The 26635-nt window shown below is 41.2% G+C and carries 28 protein-coding genes; 18 read left to right on the top strand and 10 right to left on the bottom strand.

Features of this window, described 5'->3' with window-relative positions; all coding sequences use genetic code 11:
- Positions 1-217 precede the first annotated feature (217 nt).
- On the bottom strand, positions 218-1504 hold the full coding sequence (locus FLL45_RS02685; RefSeq protein WP_142888238.1) for a pepsin-like aspartic protease: 1287 nt from the start codon (positions 1502-1504) through the stop codon (positions 218-220).
- Positions 1505-1667: 163 nt separating this feature from the next.
- On the opposite strand from FLL45_RS02685, the gene FLL45_RS02680 reads away from it, so the two are divergent.
- Positions 1668-2465, top strand: a complete 798-nt coding sequence (locus FLL45_RS02680) for an SAM-dependent methyltransferase (RefSeq protein WP_142888237.1) — start codon at positions 1668-1670, stop codon at positions 2463-2465.
- Positions 2466-2496: 31 nt separating this feature from the next.
- A complete protein-coding gene (locus FLL45_RS02675; protein ID WP_185964295.1) occupies positions 2497-2865 on the top strand; it encodes a hypothetical protein in 369 nt (122 codons plus the stop codon).
- Positions 2866-2908: 43 nt separating this feature from the next.
- On the opposite strand, the gene FLL45_RS02670 is transcribed toward FLL45_RS02675, so the two are convergent.
- Positions 2909-3457, bottom strand: a complete 549-nt coding sequence (locus tag FLL45_RS02670) for a GNAT family N-acetyltransferase (protein WP_142888235.1) — start codon at positions 3455-3457, stop codon at positions 2909-2911.
- Positions 3458-3656: 199 nt separating this feature from the next.
- On the opposite strand from FLL45_RS02670, the gene FLL45_RS02665 reads away from it, so the two are divergent.
- The 3 genes from FLL45_RS02665 to FLL45_RS02655 all read left to right on the top strand — a co-directional run bounded on the left by FLL45_RS02665 (position 3657) and on the right by FLL45_RS02655 (position 6482).
- Entirely contained in the window at positions 3657-4997 is a 1341-nt protein-coding gene (locus FLL45_RS02665; RefSeq protein ID WP_142888234.1) for a TRZ/ATZ family hydrolase, read from the top strand.
- Positions 4998-5066: 69 nt separating this feature from the next.
- Complete coding sequence (gene ubiG, locus FLL45_RS02660) at positions 5067-5780, top strand: bifunctional 2-polyprenyl-6-hydroxyphenol methylase/3-demethylubiquinol 3-O-methyltransferase UbiG (RefSeq protein WP_142888233.1); 714 nt, start codon at positions 5067-5069, stop codon at positions 5778-5780.
- A gap of 42 nt (positions 5781-5822) precedes the next feature.
- The gene (locus FLL45_RS02655) at positions 5823-6482 is read left to right on the top strand and encodes an HAD family hydrolase (RefSeq protein ID WP_142888232.1); all 660 of its coding nucleotides are present in this window, start codon (positions 5823-5825) and stop codon (positions 6480-6482) included.
- 23 nt (positions 6483-6505) lie between these two features.
- On the opposite strand, the gene FLL45_RS02650 is transcribed toward FLL45_RS02655, so the two are convergent.
- Positions 6506-7102: a TetR/AcrR family transcriptional regulator gene (locus FLL45_RS02650; protein WP_142888231.1), complete on the bottom strand. Its 597-nt coding sequence runs from the start codon at positions 7100-7102 to the stop codon at positions 6506-6508.
- Positions 7103-7244: 142 nt separating this feature from the next.
- Here FLL45_RS02650 and FLL45_RS02645 point away from each other — a divergent pair, with 142 nt between their 5' ends.
- Both FLL45_RS02645 and FLL45_RS02640 read left to right on the top strand, forming a co-directional pair.
- Positions 7245-8396, top strand: coding sequence for an MBL fold metallo-hydrolase (locus FLL45_RS02645; protein ID WP_210247096.1), 1152 nt, complete (start codon positions 7245-7247; stop codon positions 8394-8396).
- Positions 8397-8605: 209 nt separating this feature from the next.
- Positions 8606-9145 carry a phage tail protein gene (locus FLL45_RS02640; RefSeq protein ID WP_142888230.1) on the top strand — a complete coding sequence of 180 codons (540 nt, stop codon included), beginning with the start codon at positions 8606-8608 and terminating at the stop codon, positions 9143-9145.
- A gap of 59 nt (positions 9146-9204) precedes the next feature.
- Here FLL45_RS02640 and FLL45_RS02635 read toward each other — a convergent pair whose 3' ends face one another.
- From FLL45_RS02635 to pdsR, 3 genes are all read right to left on the bottom strand, one after another.
- Positions 9205-9855 (bottom strand): DUF4386 family protein, encoded by a 651-nt coding sequence (locus tag FLL45_RS02635; protein WP_210247095.1) that lies wholly within the window; start codon positions 9853-9855, stop codon positions 9205-9207.
- Between the two features lie 27 nt (positions 9856-9882).
- A complete protein-coding gene (locus FLL45_RS02630) occupies positions 9883-11988 on the bottom strand; it encodes an ATP-binding protein (RefSeq protein ID WP_142888229.1) in 2106 nt (701 codons plus the stop codon).
- Between the two features lie 127 nt (positions 11989-12115).
- Entirely contained in the window at positions 12116-12808 is a 693-nt protein-coding gene (pdsR, locus tag FLL45_RS02625) for a proteobacterial dedicated sortase system response regulator (protein WP_142941135.1), read from the bottom strand.
- A 462-nt stretch (positions 12809-13270) separates the two neighbouring features.
- On the opposite strand from pdsR, the gene FLL45_RS02620 reads away from it, so the two are divergent.
- The 10 genes from FLL45_RS02620 to FLL45_RS02575 all read left to right on the top strand — a co-directional run bounded on the left by FLL45_RS02620 (position 13271) and on the right by FLL45_RS02575 (position 22472).
- On the top strand, positions 13271-13966 hold the full coding sequence (locus tag FLL45_RS02620) for an OmpA family protein (RefSeq protein ID WP_142888228.1): 696 nt from the start codon (positions 13271-13273) through the stop codon (positions 13964-13966).
- 527 nt (positions 13967-14493) lie between these two features.
- On the top strand, positions 14494-16425 hold the full coding sequence (locus FLL45_RS02615) for a transglycosylase SLT domain-containing protein (RefSeq protein ID WP_185964294.1): 1932 nt from the start codon (positions 14494-14496) through the stop codon (positions 16423-16425).
- Positions 16426-16685: 260 nt separating this feature from the next.
- On the top strand, positions 16686-16976 hold the full coding sequence (locus FLL45_RS02610) for a DUF6763 family protein (RefSeq protein WP_142888226.1): 291 nt from the start codon (positions 16686-16688) through the stop codon (positions 16974-16976).
- A 145-nt stretch (positions 16977-17121) separates the two neighbouring features.
- Positions 17122-18162, top strand: a complete 1041-nt coding sequence (purM, locus tag FLL45_RS02605) for a phosphoribosylformylglycinamidine cyclo-ligase (protein WP_142888225.1) — start codon at positions 17122-17124, stop codon at positions 18160-18162.
- Between the two features lie 24 nt (positions 18163-18186).
- Positions 18187-18834 carry a phosphoribosylglycinamide formyltransferase gene (purN, locus tag FLL45_RS02600; RefSeq protein WP_142888224.1) on the top strand — a complete coding sequence of 216 codons (648 nt, stop codon included), beginning with the start codon at positions 18187-18189 and terminating at the stop codon, positions 18832-18834.
- The gene (locus tag FLL45_RS02595; RefSeq protein WP_142888223.1) at positions 18794-19915 is read left to right on the top strand and encodes a DUF3108 domain-containing protein; all 1122 of its coding nucleotides are present in this window, start codon (positions 18794-18796) and stop codon (positions 19913-19915) included. Before purN ends, FLL45_RS02595 begins: the two co-directional genes overlap by 41 nt.
- Before the next feature lie 241 nt (positions 19916-20156).
- Complete coding sequence (locus FLL45_RS02590) at positions 20157-20888, top strand: DUF1538 family protein (RefSeq protein WP_425456670.1); 732 nt, start codon at positions 20157-20159, stop codon at positions 20886-20888.
- A complete protein-coding gene (locus FLL45_RS02585; RefSeq protein WP_142888222.1) occupies positions 20888-21709 on the top strand; it encodes a DUF1538 domain-containing protein in 822 nt (273 codons plus the stop codon). Before FLL45_RS02590 ends, FLL45_RS02585 begins: the two co-directional genes overlap by 1 nt.
- A 2-nt stretch (positions 21710-21711) precedes the next feature.
- Positions 21712-22062: a P-II family nitrogen regulator gene (locus FLL45_RS02580; RefSeq protein ID WP_142888221.1), complete on the top strand. Its 351-nt coding sequence runs from the start codon at positions 21712-21714 to the stop codon at positions 22060-22062.
- On the top strand, positions 22062-22472 hold the full coding sequence (locus FLL45_RS02575) for a CBS domain-containing protein (RefSeq protein WP_142888220.1): 411 nt from the start codon (positions 22062-22064) through the stop codon (positions 22470-22472). The genes FLL45_RS02580 and FLL45_RS02575 overlap by 1 nt, the downstream gene beginning before the upstream one ends.
- A 397-nt stretch (positions 22473-22869) precedes the next feature.
- Here FLL45_RS02575 and FLL45_RS02570 read toward each other — a convergent pair whose 3' ends face one another.
- The 4 genes from FLL45_RS02570 to FLL45_RS02555 form a co-directional block, all read right to left on the bottom strand.
- Positions 22870-23241 carry a hypothetical protein gene (locus tag FLL45_RS02570; RefSeq protein ID WP_142888219.1) on the bottom strand — a complete coding sequence of 124 codons (372 nt, stop codon included), beginning with the start codon at positions 23239-23241 and terminating at the stop codon, positions 22870-22872.
- Positions 23242-23423: 182 nt separating this feature from the next.
- The gene (locus tag FLL45_RS02565; RefSeq protein ID WP_142888218.1) at positions 23424-23903 is read right to left on the bottom strand and encodes a hypothetical protein; all 480 of its coding nucleotides are present in this window, start codon (positions 23901-23903) and stop codon (positions 23424-23426) included.
- A gap of 148 nt (positions 23904-24051) precedes the next feature.
- The gene (locus FLL45_RS02560) at positions 24052-24453 is read right to left on the bottom strand and encodes a hypothetical protein (protein WP_142888217.1); all 402 of its coding nucleotides are present in this window, start codon (positions 24451-24453) and stop codon (positions 24052-24054) included.
- Between the two features lie 120 nt (positions 24454-24573).
- The gene (locus FLL45_RS02555) at positions 24574-24963 is read right to left on the bottom strand and encodes a hypothetical protein (protein WP_142888216.1); all 390 of its coding nucleotides are present in this window, start codon (positions 24961-24963) and stop codon (positions 24574-24576) included.
- Positions 24964-25393: 430 nt separating this feature from the next.
- On the opposite strand from FLL45_RS02555, the gene FLL45_RS02550 reads away from it, so the two are divergent.
- Complete coding sequence (locus FLL45_RS02550; protein WP_142888215.1) at positions 25394-26368, top strand: transposase; 975 nt, start codon at positions 25394-25396, stop codon at positions 26366-26368.
- The last annotated feature ends 267 nt before the right edge of the window (positions 26369-26635 follow it).

Raw genomic sequence — 26635 nt, 5'->3', positions numbered from 1 at the left:
TAGTTTTTCATTGTACATTATATAATCTACGAGTACTTGGCGAAGTAACTTGGATTGCTCTCAACAATACAAACATGAAATGATTTACTTGATTGCGGTTGACTCGAAGGTTCGGTAATTACTTTAATGACACATGGATAGGAATGTAAATTCACATACAGCTGCCGTACACTCTCCTCAAAAGAAACAAGCTTGAACTACTCTGTGGAGAGTTTTTCTAACTTTTATTTGTATTCGCTGATTTGGCTTTCGCGATTTTTATTTCTCCAAGCTCTCCGACAAATCTTGCGAAGATGGTGTAGTAACCACTCATCAGAGGTAATCCCAATATCGACTGATCGGGCCACCCGGGTAACTGAGATGCAAATTTAAAGCACACTTCACCGTGAGTTGGAGAATTAACTTGCCAATAATCATGCGCATGACACATCAGTGAAACCTCTTCTGCATCAACACTGTCAGAAGCCTGGAAGATAAACTCAATGTCAGGCCACTCATCCAAGTTAACCTTTTCCATTGGAACGCCCTCTTCTTTATATTCAAAGGTATGAAAGGGCTCTAGAATAGCTTTAAACGCTGGTTTGATACTTTCCAAACATTGCATAATGTACTCGAATACAACGTTATCCAACACTATGTAAGACGCCCCGGTATCAATAAACGCGTTCGAGTGATGACGTTCAAGTTCTTTACCTTTTAGTTTGGGCACGTCGAACGCCTCAAACCCGTCAACTTTAACTTTCATTAACCTAACGTTGTAGTAGACATCATCAATGACTTTAAGCTTGATGAACTCGCCCTCGTACAAATCATAATCTTCTTCACCGCCCCCTAAAATGAACATGCCTTGGTTGAGTGGGTCCTGCTTGAGCACCTCATCAGGTAAGTTAGGTTCGGCATGGTGGATACTCGAACGATGCGCCATAAACGCAAACTTGTTTGGTGAAATACCCATCTCTTCAAGTCGGGTAAAATAAGGCTTTATATCTTCCTTAGGCTTTCCTTTTAAAAAGCTTTTAAACTCTTTGATCGGTTGTGACTCAATTTGTGTGGCAGACCATGGGTAAGTTACGCTCGGTTCAATTTTTTGCTCCAGCAGATATTCTTGCAAGCAGTGGCCATCATTTAAAGAGTGAAACGCAAGTCCTAAGATTCCGTCCGCTTTCGCAAACGAACCTTCTGAAAATTCCGTCGCAATTGCTACGTGGGCATCATCAAGAATCATTTTTCCATCATGACAAATCATGTCCACGCCGGTCTTTACTACCGGTCCATACCATCCCCCCATACCATATCGAATACACTGCGCAAATGTTGTCGCTTGGAGTTCCTTATCAACTTTAGACTCATAAGCCTCTTGAGTCACAACGAGCGTCGAACTACCGGTATCAAGAATCAACTCTGCTGTATCCAGCTCACTACCAAAACTTATCGTAATTGAGTGGCCGCCTCTGGCCAGAACATTGGTAGTCGGCATACGAAGTGACCGCTTTTTTGTATTCATAGCGAAATGACCTCTGAGCAAAGTTCACACTAAATCTACTTACCTAAAAATGCCTCGCTATTCTAACGAAAGAAACACAATCCATAAACATTAATTGTGTAAATCAAGAAATTGATTTAGAATCCGAACGCGTTTGTAAAATTCGGATTCTCAAGTAGTTATAATGAAAAAAAGCGGGTCATACATTAGTGTTGGAACTGGGATAGCACTAGGCGGACAAATCTCTGTAATATCAAAAAGTTATATTGAAAATGCTGATATTGTGTTTGGGATTATGCCGAACAGTGAATGTGATGAGTGGATGTCCATTTTGAACAAGAATTATGTGAGCTTACAACCTTTCTACTCTGAAGAAAAAATCCGAATTGAATGCTACCAAGACATGGTTTCAGCAATCATGGATGAAGTACGAGCAGGGAAGAAAGTGGTTGGTGCTTTTTATGGTCATCCGGGAGTTTTTGCTTGGGTACCTCATGAAGCGGTAAGACAGGCATTATCTGAGGGTTACTCGGCTCACATGGAACCAGGAATATCCGCAGAAGATTGTCTGTACGCTGATTTAGGTGTAGACCCGGGTAATACAGGGTGTTTAGCGTATGAAGCTACACAATTCTTATTTTACAAACACGCTGTAGATACTTCGTGTCTGTTAATTTTGTGGCAAATTGCACTTGCGGGCGATCACACTCTTAAAACTTTCGAACCAAACAAGTCGAATATCGAGCTTACCATTAAATACTTGAGTCAATGGTACCCTTTAGACCACAAAGTTGTCGTCTACGAAGCTCCATTCTTACCAACTGAATCAGCGAGAAAGGAAGAAATAGCTCTACGTGACCTTTCCAATGTTTCATTGAGTATGATTTCTACATTAGTGATCCCACCCGCCAAAGACTTAGAAATAGATACAGAAGCGCTCAAACTATTTGGCGTTAGTGAACAGCAACTGGCATTTAACTAAAACCATCATCAAACAACAATACGAGGAAAACATGAATTATAATGTTGAACAACTGATAGAACTTGCTTCTAATTCGAAACTTAAAGAGGAACTAATTCAGGAAACAGCTCAAAGCGAACAGATTCGATTGTCTGCCAACAAAGCACTAATCATAGGTCCAAAACCCCTAGCGTCTCACAAAGCTTTAATTATTACCCCTAAAGCTCAAGCATCACACAAAGCTTTAATTATTACCCCTAAAGCTCAAGCATCACACAAAGCTTTAATTATTACCCCTAAAGCTCAAGCATCGCACAAAGCTTTAATTATTACCCCTAAAGCTCAAGCATCACACAAAGCTTTGATTATTACGCCTAAAACTCAAGCGTCACATAAAGCTTTGATAATCGCGCCTAAATAGAGCCCTGTATAAAAGTCGCTTGCTTAGATTGCTGGCAGGCGACTCATTTCGTGAAAGATGCAAAATTTTCTTTGGTAAGATAGTGACGATCGACCGTCAAAGGTGGGCAGTTATCGAATATTTGTAATGTCTCAGTTTTGTAGAATTGATACCCTAGTTTTCTTATCATTTTAATTGAAGCAACATTTTCTCTGTGCGGAGAACCCTGGACCTTCTTATAACCAATTGAATCAAAGCAGTACTTTAAACACTCCTTAAATGCCTCAAAGGCAACCCCCATGGATTGATGTTCGGGTAATAACATAATCCCGGGCTCAGCAACCATCTTTTTGAGATCCGTAGTAGTAACTCCTAAGATTCCAACTTTACTATTGCACGTTTTAACAAAAATGGTCAAAACAAGGCTGCTTTTGGTGTTGACGCTCCATGGCTCAAGGCATTTCGTAAATGTTTTTTTTATCACTTCATCAGGTGGTACCGGCGAAATATACTTCATGACTTGAGGACTCGAATACAGTTTTCGATACAATTCAAAATCATCCGATTGAATTTTCTTAATGAGTAAATTTTTAGTTTCAATCTCTAGTTGCATTGTACTATTCTCTTTTCCAATCGAACGCGTATTTGAATTTGACTAATTTAACAAAGTCCTATAGTCGTTTATAATATGAAGCGGGTTACGTGCTCTACTATACTGTCTTACCTTTGTTTTTACCATACGTTAAAATATTTGAAAATATCAGGCACTTAATTCAAGTGCAATCTTTAAACCAAGAGATAATAAAAAGCTCATGAATCAGAATACTCAATCGACCAATGCTGCTCAAATAATCGCCGCTGACTGGGTTATTCCAATGACCAAAACTGATCATTGGCTCAATAATCACGCTGTGGTTATTTCGGGCCACCAAATTATCGATATATTGCCGCAAGACCAGCTCATTGAAAAATACCCAGATGCGCCAGTTACTCGTTTGGATGGGCAAGCACTCATGCCTGGCTTGGTCAACAGTCACTGTCATGCAGCCATGAACTTGTTGCGAGGTTTATCCGATGATCTTCCCCTCAAAGAATGGCTAGAGAATGCCATTTGGCCTGTTGAAGCGCAGTTTGTCGATGATGAATTCGTCTATCAAGGTACCCAGCATGCGATAGCGGAAATGATTCGCTCAGGGACAACCTGTTTTCAAGACATGTATTTCATGCCCAATCAAGCCGCAAAAGCCGTTCAAGAATCTGGAATTCGTGCCAGTATCGGTTTAGTGGTTGTCGAGTTTGAAACAAGTTGGTCTGCTAATGCACAAGAAGCCATTGATAAAGGTTTGGATGTTTTTGATCAGTTTAAGCATAGCACGACTTGCAGCTTTAACTTTGCTCCGCACGCGCCTTACACCGTGGCCAAAGAAACCTTAGAAAAAATTGGGATGTTGTCCAACGAGCTGAACATGACTGTACAGATCCATGTTCACGAGACCGCGGGAGAAGTTGAATCCTTTGTCGAAGAAAACGGGATTCGACCATTAGCACGCCTTAAGGAGATCGGTTTGTTATCGCCTTTGCTTAATGCGGTTCATATGACTCAGCTAAATGAAGGCGAAATCGAATGGTTGGCGGAAGCAGGATGCCATGTCATCCATTGTCCACAATCCAACATGAAGTTAGCAAGCGGCATTTGCCCAACGATGCAGCTACTTGACGCTAACGTTAACTTAGCTATTGGCACAGATGGGGCGGCAAGTAATAACGATCTCGATATGATTGATGAGCTGCGAAGTGCATCGTTACTCGCCAAATTAGACTATCTTAACCCGACGGCTTTAACGGCTTATCAGTCGCTTCATGCAGCGACGATGGGCGGTGCTAAAGCATTAGGATTACAAGACCAAATTGGCTCAATAGAGCTAAGCAAAGCTGCAGACATCATTGCTATCGACCTAAACCAGATCGAGACTCAACCCGTATACAATCCTATCTCACAGATTGTTTATGCTGCGGCTAGAAATCAGGTGAGCAATGTCTGGGTGAATGGTAAACGTTTACTCAAAGATAAAGCGTTAACCACGATGAATGAAGCCCTAGTCATTCAAAACGCTAAACATTGGCAAACAAAGATTATCAACCGTGAAGCGTAAATATCAGTAGTATATCGCTCAGGTGAAACACTAATACCGAATAACTTTTAAATTAATTTTGAGAAGTATATGACAACCACACAAAACGTAGATGCCGCAGAGATAAAAAAGTTTTCCGACCTAGCTTCACGCTGGTGGGATAAAAACAGCGAATTCAAACCGCTGCATGACATCAACCCTTTACGGCTAGACTACATCAATAAACACTGCGGTGGATTACAAGGTAAGAAGGTTATCGACATTGGCTGTGGCGGCGGAATTTTATCAGACTCGATGGCCGAAAAAGGTGCTGAAGTTACCGGTATTGATATGGGAGAAGCGCCGCTTTCAGTGGCTAAATTACATCAACTTGAGTCTGGGCAAAGTGTTGAATACGTTCATTCAACGGCAGAAGAAATGGCTGAAAAACATCCTGCTACTTTTGATGTTGTCACTTGTATGGAAATGATAGAACATGTCCCCGACCCGTCATCAATCATCCGAGCCTGTGCACAACTCGTTAAGCCAGGTGGTCATGTCTTTTTCTCGACGATTAACCGCACCCCTAAAGCTTTTGTATTTGCGATTGTCGGTGCAGAATACATTTTACGAATGCTTCCTAAAGGTACTCATCAGTACGAAAAATTTGTAAAACCATCCGAGCTTGCGACTTGGGCACGCGAGGCCAAGTTAGACTTGAAAGATTTAATCGGTATGCACTACAACCCGCTGACTAAAGTTTACAAATTAGCTCCCGGTGTTGATGTTAACTATGTCATGCACACCCAAGCTATCGACGAATAACAACTAATAATAAATCTTTAATCACGATAAAAGAGTCTAGTCATGATCCAGGGTGTATTTTTTGATTTTGACGGTACGCTAGCAGATACCGCTCCCGACCTTGCCGCGGCAACAAACCAACTTCTAATCAATGAAGGGAGAGCGCCTTTGCCATTTGAGTCTTTACGACCTTTTGTATCTGGCGGCTCGCCAGCGCTGATTAAGATAGGTTTTGGACTCGAACCTTTTGGCGATGAATTTGAACGATTAAAACAGTTGTTCTTAAACATCTATGCAGAAATCTCGCTTGTTCACACCAAACTTTTCCCTGGTATTGATGCTTGCTTAACCTTTTTGGAAAACAATAATATTCCTTGGGGGATCGTCACCAACAAACCTGAGTTTTTGACCACCCCAATACTAAATGCAATGCAATTAGATACTCGAGCTTCATCGGTTATTTGTGGCGATACCTATAGCGTCAAAAAGCCAGATCCCTTTCCACTAACCGAAGCGGCAAGAATAGCTGGCGTAGATGCTGAACAGTGTATTTACGTCGGTGATGACTTAAGAGATATCCAAGCCGCAAAAGGCGCTCAAATGATTTCTATTTGTGCTGAATGGGGTTATCTTGCAGGCCAAAACCCTTTGGACTGGGCGGCTGATTATTACGTTGAGGAAAGCGATAGACTGCTGGATAAACTTAAAAGCATAGTCGAGTGAGATTAGGCATTCGCGATTTACTATTAGTTGCAATAATAGCCTACAAATAAATCCACTGCTTTTTTAACCATTTGCTCGATAGCCACTTGGTCCGGTGCTTCTTTCCCCTTATACAGCCTTGAATAATAGGCGTCCATTTTGATTAAACCCATGAACGTAAAACACACGTCATTGGCATCCTGAGAATTGATTTTCTCGTCATCAATTGCCTGCTGAAACCAATTAATCATATTTGACTCAATCGTCGAAATTTGGGCTAAGGCCTCCTCCATTTTCTCAGGGCTGTGCAAAGCTTCAGGCATAACAACTCGAGACAACGAAATAAATTCTTCAGATGAAAATAGTTCGATCTTTTGGCGGGCAATCCTCTCAAGCTGCTGATAAAAATCGATACCGGGATCATAAGGTGCCGGGTGAGTCTCCTCTACCAGACCAAACATATGCTGCACTATCCCAATAAACAGCTCATCTTTACTTGGAAAATGATTGTAAACTGTTCTTTTCGATACGTTAGCCGTTTGCGCAATTGCATCCATACTGGTTCCTGAGAAGCCATTCTTATGGAACTCGGCTACTGCACCTTGAATGATCTGTTGTTTTTTAATATCTGTTAACTTCATTTAACTCACTGAATTCACGGGTTTTTCTGAAAAACCTGGGATTAACCGCTGATACTCTAACATATTTTTTTACACTAATCAGTTTACTTTTTAGCAAACCCATGTAAACTACACCGTATAGTTTACTTTATAAGGGTTATTAATGAATTTACAACTCATAGGAAAACTAAGGGGCTCTGCCCTATTTATTCTCAAACGTAAGTTATTAACCATAACTATCTTGCTTGGAGGCACGTTAGCCATGACAATTTCTTCACTTGATGCTGTAACTATTGAAAAAGACCGGTTCTTTTTACCCACATCGCAATTAAACGCTGATGGAAAATTTACCAATGCAAAACCTGTCGCGGAATTGAGTTGGTCACGAATACTTGGTTTTATGAACCGTGCGCTATTTGAGAAAAAAGTTAATACTGTCCCGAGTAAAACGATTCCGATTGAAAAGTTAAGCCAGCACCAAGTGAATCAACTTCCTGAAGATAAAACCTCGGTGATACGATTAGGACATTCGACCATTTTAATCAAAATAAATAATCAACTTTGGCTGCTTGATCCCGTCTTTTCAGAAAGAGCCTCACCATTTCGGTTTATGGGACCTAAACGTTTTCATCCTACCCCCATAGAGATTAGTGAACTACCATCAATTACCGGCGTTATTTTATCCCACAACCACTATGATCATATGGACGAGTTTTCGATTAAGAAACTTAAAGAAAAGGTTTCAAAATTTGTAGTTCCAGTCGGCAATGGCGCGCAACTAAATAGTTGGGGGGTAAACCAAGATAAAATTTTTGAACTTGATTGGTGGCAGTCAGTAAATGTTAACGGCGTGCAAATTGTCGCAACACCTTCACAACATTTTTCTGGTCGTGGTTTAGGCGACAGAGACAAAGCTTTGTGGAGTTCTTGGGTCATACGTGATGAAAATACCAACTTATTTTTTAGCGGTGATACCGGCTACTTTGATGGATTCAAAACGATTGGTGAAAAATATGGCCCGTTTGATCTCACGATGATGGAGACTGGGGCTTATGACGAACAATGGCCTGATGTGCATATGGCACCTGAAGAAACAATACAAGCCCATAAAGATCTGCGCGGCAGAAAAATGTTGCCCATCCACAATGGCACTTTTGATTTAGCTTTTCATGAATGGACTGACCCTTTCGAACAAATGGTCGACCTTTCAAACAGAGAATGGATTGATTTGATGACGCCGAAAATGGGGCAAGTGATAACACTTGAAGATGATGACTCAGTTGATAAGGCTCGTGACTTGCATTGGTGGCGATAAATATCTCAAGTAAAAAATAGCTATCATCTTCTCCGATCGACTCCTCTCTCACTGAAGAGAGGAGAAAACCTAATATTCAACAACGGTCGAAAAGTCCTCGCAACTTGCTATGAATTTTTTCCTCTGATTATTCTCCATTCAGTACTAAAGATTTTGGGCTATAGTGTAATCAGTATAGGAGCTAATTCTAATCAATTAAGGGGACAATAATGAAAAGACTTATTCCTGCCGCTATCGGCTTTATCGCTTTATTTGGTGGTTCCACATCTGTGAATGCTGTCGAGCCATTCATCGGTGAAATTCGATATTTTGGTTTCAATTTTTGCCCGAGAGGTTGGACTTCGGCGGGAGGCCAATTGCTTCCTATCGCCCAAAATCAGGCGTTATTTAGCTTGTATGGAACGATGTATGGCGGTGATGGTAGAACAACTTTTGGTTTGCCTGACTTGCGCGGTAGATTTGTTTTAGGCCCGGGCACTGGTCCAGGACTGTCACCTAACAGAATCGGTCAAAAAGGAGGTGTCGAGACTATTACTCTCACTCAAGCGCAACTCCCGAATCACTCGCATGAAGTTCGCGTATCTGGAAATGGCAATAAACGAGGCGTCGAAGTAAATAAGAAAGGTCAGCAAGGTAAAAAAATAAAAACATCAAATTCAGGCGGTGCTCAACCACACAGCAATATGCCTCCCTATCAGGTCATCAATGCCTGCGTTGCACTTGTAGGCGTCTACCCTTCAAGAAGCTAGTCAATTACCAAAAAAAAACCTCAAGACAAAGCGCGGACAAACCTCCGCGCCTTTTTCACTTATTTGTTATCTCTAATTAATACAATCCCTAACCAAATAAACCAGACGATTTGGGTTAGCCCAAAGATTTCAGTAAATAAATCCAGCGGATAAAGCGTCAATATCCCAGCGACTCCAACAATTAGACCTAAGATATTTAGCCCGAAAGGCATTAACTTACCTTTCAATGAAACAATGGTGATCAGTAATACCCAAAGGCCGCCAAAGATTTCGATTCCGCCACCTAACGACTCTTCTACTACGTTGTTGGCGAGCCAGACCGCCCGGACATGCTCTGGCTCAGTATTCGCTAAATCAATTAAGGTTTGCAGACCAATATTGGCCATCATTCCACCAGTAATTATTATACCAACCCAAATTAACCCGAAGATGGATGCTAACTGAACCAGTGTTTCGTTTGTCGCAATTAGCTTTCGATGAATCGCTAAAACAAGAATCGCTAGAAGAAAACCAAACAACACATAACCGATAATGTTCATAATAAACAGTGTCACTTGGTTTTCTGCCATATAAGCGACTTTATCTAGTGAAGAGGCATCTTGTGGAAAGCTGAATATCGCACCATAAAAAACAAACATTGATATATAAATTAACGCTTCACCGATTGCCGCAATGCCACCAGCTTTCTGCAAGCTTTTTGAACTACTCACTAAATTCCATCTCCTCTGTTTTTGAGTTTATTTATTTCGCCAAATCACAGAAAACACGACCCCCGTAGCATCTTCGCGATTAGCTGCTTTTACTTTCGCCCCATGAAATTCCGCGATCAACCGAACAACATATAACCCTAAACCTAAATTAGGCGTACTCTCATTTCGCTTGTCCCGAATGGATACCAATGATTGAAAAATTTTTCTTAAATTCTTTTTCTCGATTAATGGTCCAGTATTCGATATGTTGAGAAAGGTTGAGTCTCTATCGTGAACTAATTCAACAATCACAGGGTGTTGACTCTGCGAAAAATCTATAGCGTTTGATAATAACTTATCCATCATTTCGGCAAGTAAATCAGGCGAAACACTTCTTACAACAGGTTTGTCAGGATGCTTTAACTTAAACTCAGTCGACTTAAAGGTTTGTTGAAATCCAGCCACCATATGAGTAAGAAAATCAGTGAGATCAATTTCCTCGAAATTCGCTGATTGCATCGCTTCTTTTACACCACTCGCCTGTCGCATACGGGTGATAATTTCACCAAGTCGCTCAGTTCCAACAAGTGCCCGTTTTATGGTTTCTGTATCCGCTTCTTCACGATGGGTTAGCAATAGATTATCTAATGAAGACCGCACTACCGCAATGGGCGTTCTCAATTCATGTGAGAGTCTTGATGCTAATTTCTCTAAATAATCATGATAGTCGTAGAGCTTATTTCCCATCCTGACAAATGCTTTATTAAGCTCGTCAATTTCATCCCCTTCATAAACATCCAACTCAGCAGGAATTCTCATTCTTCCTTGCTCATCAACTAGCGTCGTCACTTGTTTTCGTAGTTTAGAAATTCTTCCTACTAATTTTGAAACGTACCAACCAAGTAAGCCAATAACCCCAAAAATAATTGCCCCCATAACATAAAGCATTTGCGATAACGTTTTTCTTTGTACAAATTGAACCCGAGCTACGTTTTCCTCGATCATTACAGCACCTAAAACTTGCCCATCTGCGATGATCGGACTAGCCGCCAGTGCGACTGAAAAATCGGATTTTAATTCACTCTCAATAGCCGATGAAGGTCCAAGCGTTAGCGCGTCTTGGATAACTGGTGAAGACAACCTTAGTTTAGAACTACGGTGGTCCACGAGTGGACTAATTTGCGGCGCAAAAATCCAATCTGCAATTGCGCTCAAAAAAGTTCGCTCTTGTATTGGTGGTCGTAAATCGCCATGCCGCGCCATGACTCTTCCTTTAGTATCTAAAACCCACACTCTTTGCCCTGGGTTGACGGTTAACGTTTTTACATACTTATCCAAACTCGCCGAAGGCCAAACAACTGGGTTGAGATCTAAAAGACTCGACGCAATGACTTTCTCATGAATAGTTTGTTGTGGTTTGTCGACGTCAAAATAACGAACTTGCAAATAAGTCGGCATCAATCCGTTAGGAAACTTTACCTCTACATTAAAACCATCTGCGGTCTCAACCCAATAAGCACTATAGCGCCAATCGACCTTCAGTTCACCTTGGCTGATTTTTTCGACAGGAATCTTGCCAGGCGCTATCGGTTTGATAAAAATTCTTTGTGGAATATTATTGTTGTCAATAAAACTAACAACAATTAACTCTGAGCGGTAATTTGTGGCATTCCCTCCGCCTCGAGAACTTTCTTGGCTCGACGTTTGAACAGGCTGCCAATAAATAATATGTTCATCTGTTATTTGAAAAGATAAGTATAGATTTTCTTTGACTGCCCCCATCAGAAACCCCATGGTGTCGGGGTCGGCACTTCTATCTAACACTTTTAAATTCGCGCGAAAATGCTCGAGAAACTCCCACTCATCAAAAAATCCATCCAATACGATTTCTTGTTGAAGCGGAAAAACAAAAAGCTCGTCAGCAATCGCAGATTCGGTATCAGGCAATCTGCTGTCGTAAAACCAATTACTATTAGATTCTAGTTGTAAACTATAGAGCTTACTCGTTAGCAACAGGTTTTGCTTAAGATTGTCGACTAATGTTTTTTCGACTTCTTTGAGTAAAACCACCGAAGCAATAGGAATCAAAAGGACAACCAAAAGTATCGAGATAAACTTAGTCTTAAGTTGCCAGCGAAGCGGGTTAATGTTCAACAACAATTCCCCCGTTTTTTGTCCAACAATGTAATCGTGCTATCTTAACTAACAAATATTACCCGCCACTTTTACTCGTTTTTAATTATTCTACTCTTAATAAATTTTATCAATTTTAAAGTATTTTTTAGGCCTTCCAACGGTAACCCATGCCATAAACGGTTTCGATGCGATCAAATTCAGGTTCTAGAGCAACAAACTTTTTTCGTAATCGTTTTATGTGTGAAGTCACCGTACTGTCATCTACAACCGCTTTAGCGGCCTCCATAAGTTGATCACGATTTTTTACATGCCCCGGCCTTTTAACAAGCGCATGCAAAATCCAAAACTCCGTTAAAGTTATCTCGATGGGGTGTTCGTCCCAACTTGCTACAAACCGACTCGCATCAAGTTGTAGCTTTCCCACCTCAATCAGGTCTTGCTCCTGATCGAGATTAGACTTAAGCGCGTCGATTCGCCTGAACAGTGCCGATACCCTCACTAAAACCTGCGCTAAGCTTATGTCTTTAGTTAAATAATCATCCGCTCCCAACCTTAAGCCTGAAATGGTATCGAACTCACTATCTAACGCTGTCAGAAAAATAATCGGCAGGGTACTTGATTGGGCTCTTAAAAAGCGACAAAGTTCAAATCCACCCTCGGGTTCAGCACCTAATCCGATATCTAAAATAGCTAAATCAGGTAAGCGAGTTTCAAACGCCTTGAGTGCTTGATCTTTCGACTCATAGCACAGCACATCGTAACCTTGTTTCCGTAAGGATGCCGCATAATTCTCCCGAATCGCTTTTTCATCTTCCACCAGTGCTATTCTTCTAGCCATCATTTACCTTCTTATTCATTTTAATTTAGTGAGAATCGTTTATTCCTTAACCGGTCAAAAAACAAACGACAACCGACTACTACCTTTGTTTAATTTTTGAGCTGACCAAAACGTTTTGTCGACTCGCTTAATAGTTGTTTGCTGCTGATGTTTTTATATTACCGGATTTTAGTCAGTTAAAAAGCGTTTCTGTCGGATTGCCACTTTTTCGCCATATTTGGCCTGCGACCTTCCTTTTTTGGCCTATTTGCGTGCCTCTTTATCGCGCTTTAATGGAATCGTCCAAACGAGATGAGGCCAACAACGCGAGCCTACCGTGAGGACAAACTGACCAGGCAAAGTTAAGGACACACCGCTTCGCGGACTCGTCCAAGGAAGGCAACTTAAACCAACGGTCAATTAAAAGGCTAGGACGAGACAAAAAATTTTATTCAGTAATTCAATTTTAAAAGAGGAAATAACATGAAAAAGGCAATCGTAATTTCAGCACTAGTAGCAACGTCAATTTTCAGCATCAACCAGGCGAAAGCTGAAGCCAGCAAAGAAGAAAACATTGGTTTTGCCAGTGGAGCAGCTGCAGGGGCAGCCATCGGTGGACCGGCAGGCTTCATCATCGGTGGTGCCATTGGAGCGCTGTTTGGAAATCAGGTAGAAAAAGCCAACCAACTTGATGAAGTTTCGGCAGAGCTAGCAAGTTCAGAATTGCGAGAGCGACAACTTAAAAGGGAGTTAACAATGATTCAGGAAGATTTAGCGGTAGAAACTGCGCAAGCTTCAAGCGCTCAATGGGTTACCGAAGGATTAACTTTAAATCTTATGTTCACCACAAATTCTGCAGCACTCTCTGACGCAGATTTAGCGAGTATTGAAAGAATCTCTACCGTAATGACACAGTTTCCGGAATTAAGCTTGAGACTCGATGGATACACTGATCCACGAGGTACCAAAAAAGACAATATGACGCTTTCGCAAAAACGTGTTGACTCAGTGATTGCCGCTTTTGAAAAACAAGGTGTTCCTTCTCACAGATTGATCGGTATCGCTCACGGCGAAGTCCTCGGCTTTACCAATAATGAGTCTCCCGACGTATTCGCTATGGCGAGAAAGGTCAGCGTAAATTTTGTCACTCGCGGCAGTCAGCAAGTCGCTCAGAATTAATACACTGTGCGAGAGCTTCTTGAATCACTTCTTTCAAACCTCTCGCGACACTGGCCCCAATTCCCCTCTCAAGAGCCAAAGACTTCGATTTGCTCTACCTCCGCCTTGGGCACACTGTGATGGTGTGCTCTTTTTTCGTAAGCGCGACATCTCTCGCTTATTTTTAAGGTTTTTATCCAATGTTAAACTGATTTGATTCCCAATATTCATTATAAAGGGTTAAAGTATTTTCGAGAGAAATGCGGCTAATAATTGATCTCAATAATATTTTTTCTTACGGGGAACCAAAAATCACTGGATATTGTCCTAAATAAAGTTCTAAACTTATTGAGAGATCCAGCGATAACAATTGATAGTAGTTTTACAGCGCCGGTGGAATTAGTTGATGCTAGGCGAGAAAACTAAGTCGTTAAGAAGAAATGGCTAATACGAAGCCAATCATCCTGGGCAGAACATGCGGCTGGGCAAGAAAGTGTTTTTCATCAGATTGAGAGCGACCTTTGTTAAGAAGTAAGTGTTTGATTTTAATGTTTATTTTGGTTGTAGTAGCCTTTACGACGCCGCTTACTTTTGCAAAAATGAACGACACTGCTTCGGTCCTAACAGCGCAACAAACAGATTTTTTGGCGGCAGAAAAACTCTTACGCCAAGCAAAGTGGAATGATTTTGATAAAAAGCTCGACCATTTAGGCGATTATCCACTGGCAATTTATCTCGAACGAGATCGACTTTTAGCCAATCTAAGCTTAGCCAATAGCAGTTTAATCGAATCTTTTCTCAATCAGCACGGTGACCTTCCGGTGTCACGAAAGCTCCGTTATAAATGGCTACACTGGCTCGCTAAAAATAACCATTCTTCACTCTTTTTGCGACATTACAGGAACTTTGGCAGTACTCAACTTTCCTGTAAACAGCTGGAATTTCGATTAAAAACCTCAGAAAATCCGCAAGATATCTACCCGCTCGCGAAATCTATTTGGTTAACTGGCCGTTCGCTGCCAAAAGCCTGCGACAAACTCATATCGACATTAAAGCAATCTGGGCAAATTACTGACGAGATGGTCTGGCAAAGGTTCGTGCTCGCGGTAAAAGCGAGACAGCGCTCGCTAGCGCAATACCTCGCTAGAAAATTGCCTCCCTCCGAGCAAGAGGCCGCGCAGTTGTTACAGAAGGTTGCGAAAAGTCCTGAAAAACTCAATAAGGTCGACTTTCGAAACCCGTTAACCGACAAAGCGGTAGATATCATTGATTTCGCCTTATATCGGCTGGCTTGGGATGATCCTAACTTAGCGATTGATGTGTGGAAAAAACTCGGCAAGAAGCACCAATTTACTGATCGCACTGGAAAACTGAAACGAGCAATCAGCCTTAGCTTGGCAATCGACAAGGACCCCAAGGCGGCTAATTGGCTTGCATCGATAGAATGGCGTGGCGATGAGTCAGTCAACCAATGGCTTTTATCCACCGCAATCGCAGACCAAAACTGGCAATTAATCACGGAGCTAGCAGCAGACCTGTCGCAGCAAAGCCAAGAGTCGAATAAATGGTTTTACTGGCAAGCGGTTGCAGAAACCCAACTCGGAAATCTTAATAAAGCACAATCCATATTTGAATCCCTCTCACAAGAGCGCAGCTACTATGGTTTTTTATCGGCGAGACAGCTCGGTAAACAAGCAGAACTAAAACAACGTACTATCAGCTACGATCAGCATGAACTGGCGCAATATACGCAAAAACCCTCTGCTCGGAGAGCCCGAGAGTTTCTCGCTTTAGGTCGTCTAAACGATGCCCGGCGTGAATGGAATTATGTGGTGCAACAGACTCCACTTGAAGACCAGACTAAATTAGCTTTGATAGCTCACCAATGGCAGTGGCAACATCAAGCGATACTGGCATTCGCACGCAGTAAACAAATAGATGATGTGGAGAAACGCTTCCCGTTGCATCAATTGTCTTTATTTGAAGCGCAAGCGAAAGAAAATCAAATACCACTCAGTTGGGCTTACGCCATTACACGACAGGAATCGGCATTTAAGACTGATGCGGTCTCAAGCGCTGGTGCGAGAGGTTTAATGCAACTAAAACCGTCAACGGCACGTATGGTTGTTAAGCACCGTAAATCGTTTAAACGCGCATCACAATTACTCAATGCTGACATGAATATTAAACTGGGTACTGCACACCTGAGTAAAATGTATGAGTCCTTTAATGACCACCCAATTTTAGCAACAGCCGCCTACAATGCAGGCAAAGCAAAAGTACAAAAATGGTTGGAAAACAACAATACACGAGATCCACTCCAATGGATTGAACAAATTCCCTATAAAGAAACTCGCGAATACGTTAAGAATGTTCTGACTTATCAGCTTATCTATGCACGCTTGACCAACCAACCCGAAGATTTTATCGCACAAATAGATAACTTCCCGATAACAACACCGACCATTCTCACCAAGTAGTGCTAACGGCAGTCGTTCGGCCTCTGCTGTCAAGCAAGTCTCGATAATAATAAGAAATTCTTCTAATAGCGGTTCTGGTATGAACAAATCAGTCCTTCTAAAAAGCTTGTTAATAGTCGATTATTACTGTGAAAACCCTGTGAATATAGGGGTTTGCCGAATCTACCATTCGCGCCCGTTGCTTTTGAAACTTTGTTACGGTCGTATGGTTGGCACCGAATAAACTCAATAATACATCTAACCACACGAGGTAACTCGCAATGATGTCAGGACAAATATCCGCAGAAATTGGTCACTGGTACCGTCCAGTAAACAATGATGCATTGTTCGAAGTCGTCGCGATTGATTACGAAGAACAAAGTATCGAAATCCAATATTACGACGGCGAAATAGAAGAGTTAGAGTTCAGCGGCTGGAAAGCCTTAATTCCACTGGAATCGGCGCCGCCTGAAGATTGGACGGGCCCGTTTGAAATTGACCGACAAGATCCGGCCTTTAATGACTATGCCATAAACGAAGCACTAATGTCGATCGAACGTAAATCACGCTGACACTCAACCACATCAATAAGAATCGTTTTTAATCGGCGATAAATCCGTATTTTTTGTTCTTTTTACTGGCAAATAACTCGATCTCAAATCAATGCATGGTAGAATACCGCCCAAATTCTATGACCCTAGCCAGAGATTTATTAAGATGTCAGATAACAGCTCTAAAGGCCTAAGTTACAAAGATGCCGGTGTGGATATTGAAGCCGGAAATCAATTGGTTGAGCGCATCAAGAGTGTCGCCAAAGCGACGAAGCGACCCGAAGTTGTATCTAACCTGGGCGGCTTTGGCGCGATGTTTGAACTGCCCACTGGCTACAAAGAACCAGTTCTCGTTTCAGGAACAGACGGTGTTGGTACCAAACTTCGTTTAGCAATTGATGCTGGTATCCACGATAAAGTGGGTATTGATCTTGTCGCGATGTGCGTAAATGATCTCATCGTTCAAGGGGCAGAACCCCTCTTCTTCCTAGACTACTATGCAACAGGTAAACTTGACATCGACACTGCAGCAGATGTTGTAAAAGGAATTGGTGAAGGATGTATTCAATCAAACTGTGCACTGATAGGTGGTGAAACTGCCGAAATGCCAGGGATGTATGAAGGCGAAGATTATGACCTTGCTGGTTTTTGTGTAGGTATTGTTGAGAAGTCTCAAGTTATTGACGGTACCCAAGTAACAACTGGCGATCAGTTGATTGGTTTAGGCTCCAGTGGTCCCCACTCTAATGGTTATTCTTTAATCAGGAAAATCATCGAAGTATCCGGTGCCAAACTTGATGACTCATTCGGCGAGGGTACTTTAGCAGAAGCATTACTAGAACCCACCAAAATATATGTGAAGTCAACCTTGGCACTTGCCAAACAAGTTAATTTAAAAGCCCTCTCTCACATTACTGGCGGCGGTTTATTAGAAAACATCCCGCGCGTTTTGCCCGACAATAGCTGCGCGCAAATCAATCAGAATTCTTGGCAAATGCCGGCAATCTTTAACTGGCTTCAAACTAAGGGTAATGTTGAACAAATGGAAATGTATCGTACCTTTAACTGTGGGGTAGGTATGGTATTAGTGGTCGCTGCCGATGAACTCGACAAATCCCTAGAGATTCTCAATGCGCTCGGCGAACAAGCATGGCACTTAGGTGAAATCGTCGAATCACAAGACAACCAGCAAGTTAGCTTTAAATAAACATTGGTCGACAGGAATTAGCCAATGAGTAACAAACGGGTTGTTGTTTTAATATCGGGCAGCGGTTCTAACTTACAAGCTTTTATCGAGGCGGAAAAAGCAGGTAATTTGCACGCCAAAATCGTGGGCGTAATCAGCAATAAATCCGGCGTGTTTGGTCTAGAGCGCGCGGCCAAAGCCAATATTCCGACTCGTGTTATCGAACACGGTAATTTCGATTCCAGAGAAGCATTCGATGAAGCGTTAGCGAAAACTATTGAGTCATTCTCCCCTAACCTTGTTATATTAGCAGGTTTCATGAGAATCCTAAGTGCAGGTTTCGTGCAAAAGTTTAATGGCAAACTATTGAACATTCACCCATCTTTGTTGCCCAAATATACAGGTTTACATACCCACCGACGCGCACTAGAGAACAAAGACACCTTTCATGGCACAAGTGTGCATTTTGTAACGGAAGAGTTAGATGGTGGACCGGTTATCGGCCAAGCAAGGCTGAAACTTGACTTAAATGACAGCGAATCTGAGGTTATGGCCAAAGTTCAACAATTAGAGCACAAGCTATATCCAGAGGTCGCTTCATGGTTTTTGACTGAAAGACTTTCAATGGAATCTGAAGGGATTTATTTTGACAATGAAAAGCTTACTCACCCCATCATTATTGATTCGGAATAATCCTCGCAAAAGCTTTACTCAGATTGAATTTGATTCAACCAGAGTTGTGTCTCTTTTATTCATTACGTTACTCTTAACCTGGAATTCGATTGACCTCAAAGCAAACGAGCTCAACCCACAACAAAAATCCGTCGAAACCCAATCTGAGGCAGTACCAGCGGAGTCAACCCAATCCGAGGCACTTAGCGACTCAATACAAACCGAAAATACTGATGGAACAGAATCTACTCAATCAACTGAAACAACTGACTCAACCAATTTGACTGAACAAGTTATCCAAAGCAATTCAGTTAGCGCCAATATCGAACAAACCGAATCGACTGCTCCAAATGACGAGCTTGCAGAAATTCCCGGAGTAAACCCATCTGAACAAAATAAAATTAACCGTTCTCTCAAGGAAAACCCATGGATCTTTCTGCATGCTTATGTAGCGACTTATCAAATTAGCGCCGATGGTGATGCGCTAGGTAATGCAACCCGAAAAATGGAAAAGAAAGATAATCAATGGCAACTTGAAGTATCTTCTAAATTGAGCAAATGGCTTTTAACGTTAAGAAGTCGTGAGTACTCTAAATTTAAAATTAAAGAACGAAAGATGTTTACCGACGAATTTTACTCGAAAACAAAAGTCAGTTTCAGAAAAGATCGGTTAACCAAACAAGCATTCGATTGGGATGCAAAGCAGGAAGTCGGAACGCGAGGCAAACGGAAATGGAGCCTGCCGTTAGAATCACAGGTATTTGATCGAGCGAATCATTTGCTTAAACTCCGTTCTGATTTACTCATCGGAAATCAAGAGTTCAAATATCTTGTCAGCTACAAAGGATTACGTGAGTTTTATGAATATCAACTCAAAGGTGAAGACGTGATCAAAACACCTTTTGGAGAATATCAAACGATACGCCTTGAGAGAGTTAGTGGTGATGACAGTAGTTTTTCAGTTTGGTTAAGTCCAGAATTAAACTATTTTCCAGTTAAAATCGCCCAATTTGAACAAGATAAACCTGACGTAACGCTTACCCTCACTAACCTCGAATTTACTGCACCAGATAACTCGCTTAAAGTCTCCAAAAAGGAATAAGTTGATTGTCTACCCCCCTCATTCACTGGCGCATGCTCATTGCTATTCTCAAACCAATACTCGCCTGGTAAAGTTCGCTGACTCCTTAAATAAGGTTTGGTCAATTCTAGCAACGTACAAAAACTGGCATCAAGATGACCAAAGTCAATAAATGCGTATTTGCTTGGTTGACCACTTTCCGTTATCCCCCTACCCTAAAAACCAATAATTAAATCTTAGTATAATTCTGGATTCATATTTGATTAAGCTACTGCATAAGTTGTTTGCATCGATGTTAGGTAGTGTTCGTGACCTGCTACCAATATTGATTGTTATCTTATTCTTTCAGTTTTTTGTCCTCCAGCAACCGCTCCCCAATGTTGGCAAATTAATTGCCGGTGTAGGATTTGTAATTCTCGGCCTGACTTTTTTCATTCATGGCCTTGAACAAGGGTTATTCCCCATTGGAGAGTCAATGGCACACGCTTTTGCCCGCAAAGGTAGCGTAGTTTGGCTAGTGATTTTTGCTTTTTGCTTAGGTTTCGGTACGACTGTCGCTGAACCTGCATTAATTGCTGTTTCCGCAGAAGCCGCAAAAGTTGCTGCCGCGGGAAATATGATTGAAGCCTCTACAGAAGCCCAGCAATCATACGCTACAGGTCTGCGGTTTACTGTTGCTTTATCGGTCGGTATCGCAATCGTTATTGGCGTTATTCGTATTTTAAAAGGGTGGCCGATTCAGTGGATCATTATCGGTGGTTATCTACTAGTGGTAATCATGACAGCATTTGCACCAAGAGAAATCATTGGAATCGCTTATGACTCAGGTGGCGTCACAACATCGACAATAACTGTGCCCCTTGTAACCGCATTGGGTGTAGGTTTAGCGTCATCGATTAAAGGACGAAACCCGATGATTGACGGCTTTGGATTGATCGCCTTTGCTTCACTCACACCAATGATTTTTGTCATGGCATATGGAATGATTATCTAATGGAGACACTACTCGAAATTCTCAATGTAATTGTAACCACGGTTAAAGATGTCATACCGATTGCGGTGATTATCTTTGGGTTTCAATTCCTAGTCATTCGTAAAAAACCAGCTAACCTTGGGCAGATTTTAACGGGGTTTGTTTGGGTCCTAATTGGTCTATCTCTTTTCCTTATCGGTCTAGAGTGGGCATTGTTTCCACTCGGCAAAATCATGGCGGAACAACTTACGGCACCATCATTTATTCAGTCGCTTGGCGGAATAAGCGATATCGCTGGGGAGATTAGTTGGCAAGATTATTATTGGGTTTATATTTTTGCATTTTGTATCGGGTTTAGTACCACAATTGCTGAGCCATCACTAATAGCTGTCGCAATTAAAGCGAATGAAGTATCAGCCGGCGCGATCGGAATTTGGGGACTGCGCATCGCTGTTGCTTTAGGCGTAGCGATCGGAATTAGTTTGGGTTGTTACCGAATAGTAGTCGGCGATCCGATTCATTGGTACATTATTGTGGGTTACGTTATCGTTGTTATTCAAACATCATTCGCGCCTAAACTCATTATTCCCCTCGCCTATGATTCAGGTGGTGTAACCACATCAACCGTAACCGTTCCACTAGTCGCCGCACTCGGATTAGGTCTATCGCAAACAGTTCCGGGACGTAATCCTTTGATAGATGGTTTTGGGCTGATTGCCTTCGCCAGTTTATTTCCGATTATGTCAGTAATGGCTTATGCTCAGTTATCAGAAGCTAAAGTTAACTTTTTTAAATCAAAACGATCTCAAGTAGATCAAGCTAATAGCAGCGTGAGGAGTTAATCATGCACTTTAAAATGATTGTAGTATTCATCGAAGATGAGAAAACCGATGCGGTTATGGATGCAGCCAGAAAGGCAGGAGCTACCGGCGCGACGGTTATTAATAATGCGAGAGGTGAAGGAATGACTCAATCAAAAACATTCTTTGGTTTAAACCTCGAAACCCAAAGAGATGTTATCTTGTTTTTAGTTGAAGAACATTTAAGTCGACACATTATTGAAGAGATTAATAAAGTGGGTGAGTTTGATGATAAACCCGGGACTGGAATTGCCTTTCAGATTGATGTTGAGGACGCCGTTGGTGTTGCTAGTCAACAAGCGAAGCTCACTGACGAAGTGAAGGAGTTTTTATAATGGAAAAGAAAGTAATCAAAGCACGCGATGTGATGCGAACTGACTTCTATGAAATTGATGGTCTCGCTACAGTAAAGGAAGCTATTCAAGTTTTTAAAGAAAAAAACATTGAAATGCTGATTATAAAAAAACGTGATAAACATGATGCTTATGGCGTGGTTCTCTTATCAGACATCGTCAAAAAAGTACTCGCGAAAGACAAAGCAACACGCAGAGTTAATCTCTATGAAATCATGTCTAAACCTGTCATAAGTATCGAACCGGACATGGACGTAAGATATTGCGCTCGACTTTTCAGCCGGTTTGGACTTTCTCATACGTTAGTCACTGAAGCAGGTAAAGCACTTGGTATTGTTGGTTATAAGGAGTTATTGATTCCTTGGGTTGAAACCGATGAGGAAGATGTTTAACCGTAATATTTAAAAATACAAAAAGTCGGTTGAATCATCTAGAGATTTTTTTAGTTGTTTCAACCGCAGTGGAATGTTCTCCTGACTTTATTGACTCAGTTTTTTAAAGGGCAAGGTTTGCCATTTAGTTTCTAGTCATACTTCGAAGCATCAAGGAGCTTTTTATTTCCTCAAACCAGACTTTCAAAGGTAGCCCGTCATCTCGACCGGAGTGGAGAGATCTCCCAAAGGCTTAGACAAACTCAAAATCTTGGACACCATCACAGACATGGGTGTGTTTCTTTGTAAATCTCTGCTTGTAGATGTATCCAAAACTGTGGGAGATTCCTCGACTACGCTCGGAATGACGTGCTGAGTTGAGTGTCTACTTTGTAATGGTTTGAGCCTCCCTTGCACCTTAGAAACCATCATCAGTAATCTGGTTAAGTTTAGTCCTTAAATTTTCTAATTCATTTTTGTCAAGCTTGGGCCAATCAGTGTCAGATGTTTCAAAGGTAGTGGTTTTCTTCGCACAACGCCAAAACATCATTAATGCGTTTCTTAAATTTACTTTCGCTTCAAACAATATTTTTCTGTTAGCTAAACTAGAGTTTGGTGAAAACTGAATGCTAAACAACAATTCGCTCTGTTTAGGCTCAAATATAAAATAATAACCAGCAGGCTCTAAGTGCCACCACACTTCTGAGTTTTCATTTCTAACAGGTTTCCAAAGGGATTCTACAAGTTCACTCACCGGGTTATTTGGGACATCTGATGCTTCAAACTCCACAGTATAATCACCGCTTGTGAATACTCAAGGTAACCATCCATGCTGAGGATTTTTAAAAGTTAGTTTTAAGTCCATAGAATTCTATTACATTTCAAGCTAATTGGACGTCTCATAAGTCATACTTTGGTTCAGAAGAATTTATATTTGACTGCCCGAAAGGTGATAAAAGTACTCGTTGAATACTAAGGAATACTTAATCGCATATCAATGGTTATAAGTTCACCTTTCTTACTCTTCTCATAAATCGGACCTTTATCATAAGACTCTGCGTATGGCAAAACTACTATGCTGAAGTAAGGCGTTTCTCTGGTAACCTGATAGTTTAAAACACTGCTATCAATTTGTTGCTCACACCTGTAAGCTTCTGGTCCACTTAATATTCGTCCTACTATGTGAAATATTATTCTGAAATGACGGCCATCCTCACCAGAACCGTGCTCATATGCGTCTGAAGGAGTATCAAGATTGATACCAAGCCTTTTTAGTTCAAGCAATATACCTTCAGGCAGAACCTTTTCGTACATCTTTCTCCAGTGTTCACATGACTCACAGTCACAATTAAATGCTGGCACACTCTCTTGATTTTGAACTTTCTGACTTTCCTCAATATTAAGCGCTACTTTCCAGTTAGCGATAGGTATAGTTGGTCTAAGTTTGTTCATTATCGAAATGTTTTAAATTATCAAAAGAAGGATATTATTTTCGGCAATTCATGAGTGACTGCTTTTTGACATCAAAAAGTTAATACGACCGGCAACTCTGTGATGGTTCAAGCCTATCATTTTATTTAACTCTCATAAACTGAAGTGACTAGTATAATTTTCCTTCGAGAACACGAACTCGGCCATGTGAAACTATCCATCTGACATCTGGGTAACTATGTGTTCCATCTTCCTCTAAACTGAAAAAACCTTCCGGATAAAGTTCAAAGTCATCGGTCTTTTCGACTAGTAGCGCAATTTCTTCTATCTGAGCCTTAATATAACCCAGTAAATAGGTCCTTGTTTCAGCTCCGAAAAAAACGTGTTTATATCCATTGATCGGGCTCTCCTGGATCACCCAACCGCCAGAATATAAGTCGGCTTGATGTACTTTTACCTGATGCTTGTTTAGATACTCAGAAGTAATGTACTTTATTAAGATAGGTTCAATTTCTTTCCCTAAACTTTCAGGAACTTCAATCCATCCTTTAATTTTTGTGTATGCTCCCAATTTATTTCCTTATTTATACCTCGAATGACAGCTTTTCTTATAATCTTAAAGATCGTTCAGTGTCGGCATTGTGATGGAGTTTGCCATACACTCATCATTTCAGCGATTCTAACCCGTGATTCACATTCCTAAACTATCAGAGTCTTTAACCGGAAGCCACCTCAAGACAAACCCACCATTAATATCTTGAGGCCAATCTGGTTCCTCATCATCTTCCCATGATGCAACATGATATATACAACTATCTAGCGACCATTCAACCAAAACTTCTAGACTAAAACCATCACCAGTCAAAAATTTTATATAGCTATTTAATTCTTCCAAGTTTTTAGATTCTGGGCCTGTTTTATCCTTTTTTAGGACCATAGATACAGAGCCAACATCTTCAACGTGAGCATAACTAAAATAGCTATGCCATGTTATATCTTTGTTTTTACTTAGAGCTTCTATTGTACTGAGATACGATAATTGTCGTTCTGAAAATCTTCTTGCAAATTCTTGTCTGTCCAAAACGGTTCCCTTAAATTTAAACCTCGCTTACTTATTAAGATATTTATCATACTCTATATTTTTTTGCCGAACGATTGATTGTGTTGCGTGTATTTTTGGATCATCCACCTATTTCAGGATATGTTTCTATGGTTCAGTGCTACTCCCAACACTTGACCCCATATTCGCTGCTTGAGTATTAGTAATATTGGAGTTGTTTCCTACTTTCTTAAGCCTTCGATCAGTAAAATAGTCTTCTCTGTTAATGAGAACCGTAAAAATTGAGCCAATAAAAGGCAATACCCAAACGAAGGACAATTACTGACAGTCACTATATCGACAATCACTCACGCTATCAATCTTCAATCTCTGAGTTGTCTCGGTGTTATTCTCGCCTTCTTTTATGAGCTTCCTTTGTTGATAATGTGAATTCATTGATTAAGGAGCAATAATGGCCATCAAACGCAGTGACCTGATTGATTCTGAAAACGCCGGTTACTATCACCTGATATCCCGTTGTGTTCGACGGGCTTTCTTATGTGGTGTGGATGATGAGACAGGGATATCTTATGAACATCGCCGTGCTTGGATTGAACAACGAATATTACAGCTCGCTACTATCTTCTCTATCGAAGTTTATAGTTATGCCGTGATGCATAACCATTATCATCTAGTGGTTTATTCTGACCCGCTCGCACCGTGTCAGTGGAGTGATTTAGAAGTCGCAGAGCGCTGGCTACAACTGTTTCCTGGTAAACTGGATAATCCTCAATTTAAACTCCAGCGAGAACTCAAACTACAAGCTATAGCTAATGATGAAACACTGTTAGCGGAGTATCGACAACGCTTGGGCTCAATCTCATGGCTCATGCGCTGTATAAATGAGCCTATTGCTAAACGCAGTAATCAAGAAGACTTTGTCAAAGGACACTTCTGGGAGTCTCGGTTTACCTCACAAGCTTTGTTAGACGAATCAGCTGCTTTGACTTGCATGGCCTATGTCGACCTTAACCCCATTAGAGCAGGGATAACCGATAAAGTCGAAGAGAGTGACTATACCAGCATTCAATCACGAGTACGCTCGATGACCGAAGAAACATTAAACCAAGTAGTAGAGTCACTTGCAGGTAAGGTCAGACAAAGAACCATGGTAATGCCGCTAAAAGACTATATTGAACTGGTTGAATGGACCGGCCAATCAATCATTCATCCGGATAAAGCCACAATTCCCACTCACTTAAAGCCGATATTTCAACGGCTCAATATCAACCAAGATAATTGGCTTAATCAAGTTAATCACTATGGTCGTAATTACTACCGCGCTGTTGGGCCCCTTCATCTCATTCAATCGTTTGCTGATAAACTGAAATCAAAATGGATTAAAGGCGTATCGAGCATACGGCGTTTGTACCTCTCCACTACCTAAGTACCAACGATAACATAACCTTGGATTTATTCTTAAACGAGAAGGTTATCGATTACCTGAAAATCGACCAGTTCGCTAAGTCAAGCTTTAAACCAATAAGTTTTTCACTCGCGTAGTTTAATTTAAATCGCCTTGATACTGTCGCTAAGGAATATTCGCAAGTTTGTGTAAGTCATTTGCCTAATTGTGGCTGTCTTTAATTATTTTGGTGTAAGTCATTTGCCTAATTGTGGCTGTCTTTAATTATTTTGCTACTTTGGTTCTGGT

This window comes from Aliikangiella marina, from assembly GCF_007004765.1.
In the GTDB taxonomy this organism is placed as follows: Bacteria; Pseudomonadota; Gammaproteobacteria; order Enterobacterales; family Kangiellaceae; genus Aliikangiella; species Aliikangiella marina.
The sequence above is the reverse complement of the archived record's forward strand: the minus strand, read 5'-3'. Positions and strand labels throughout refer to the sequence as shown.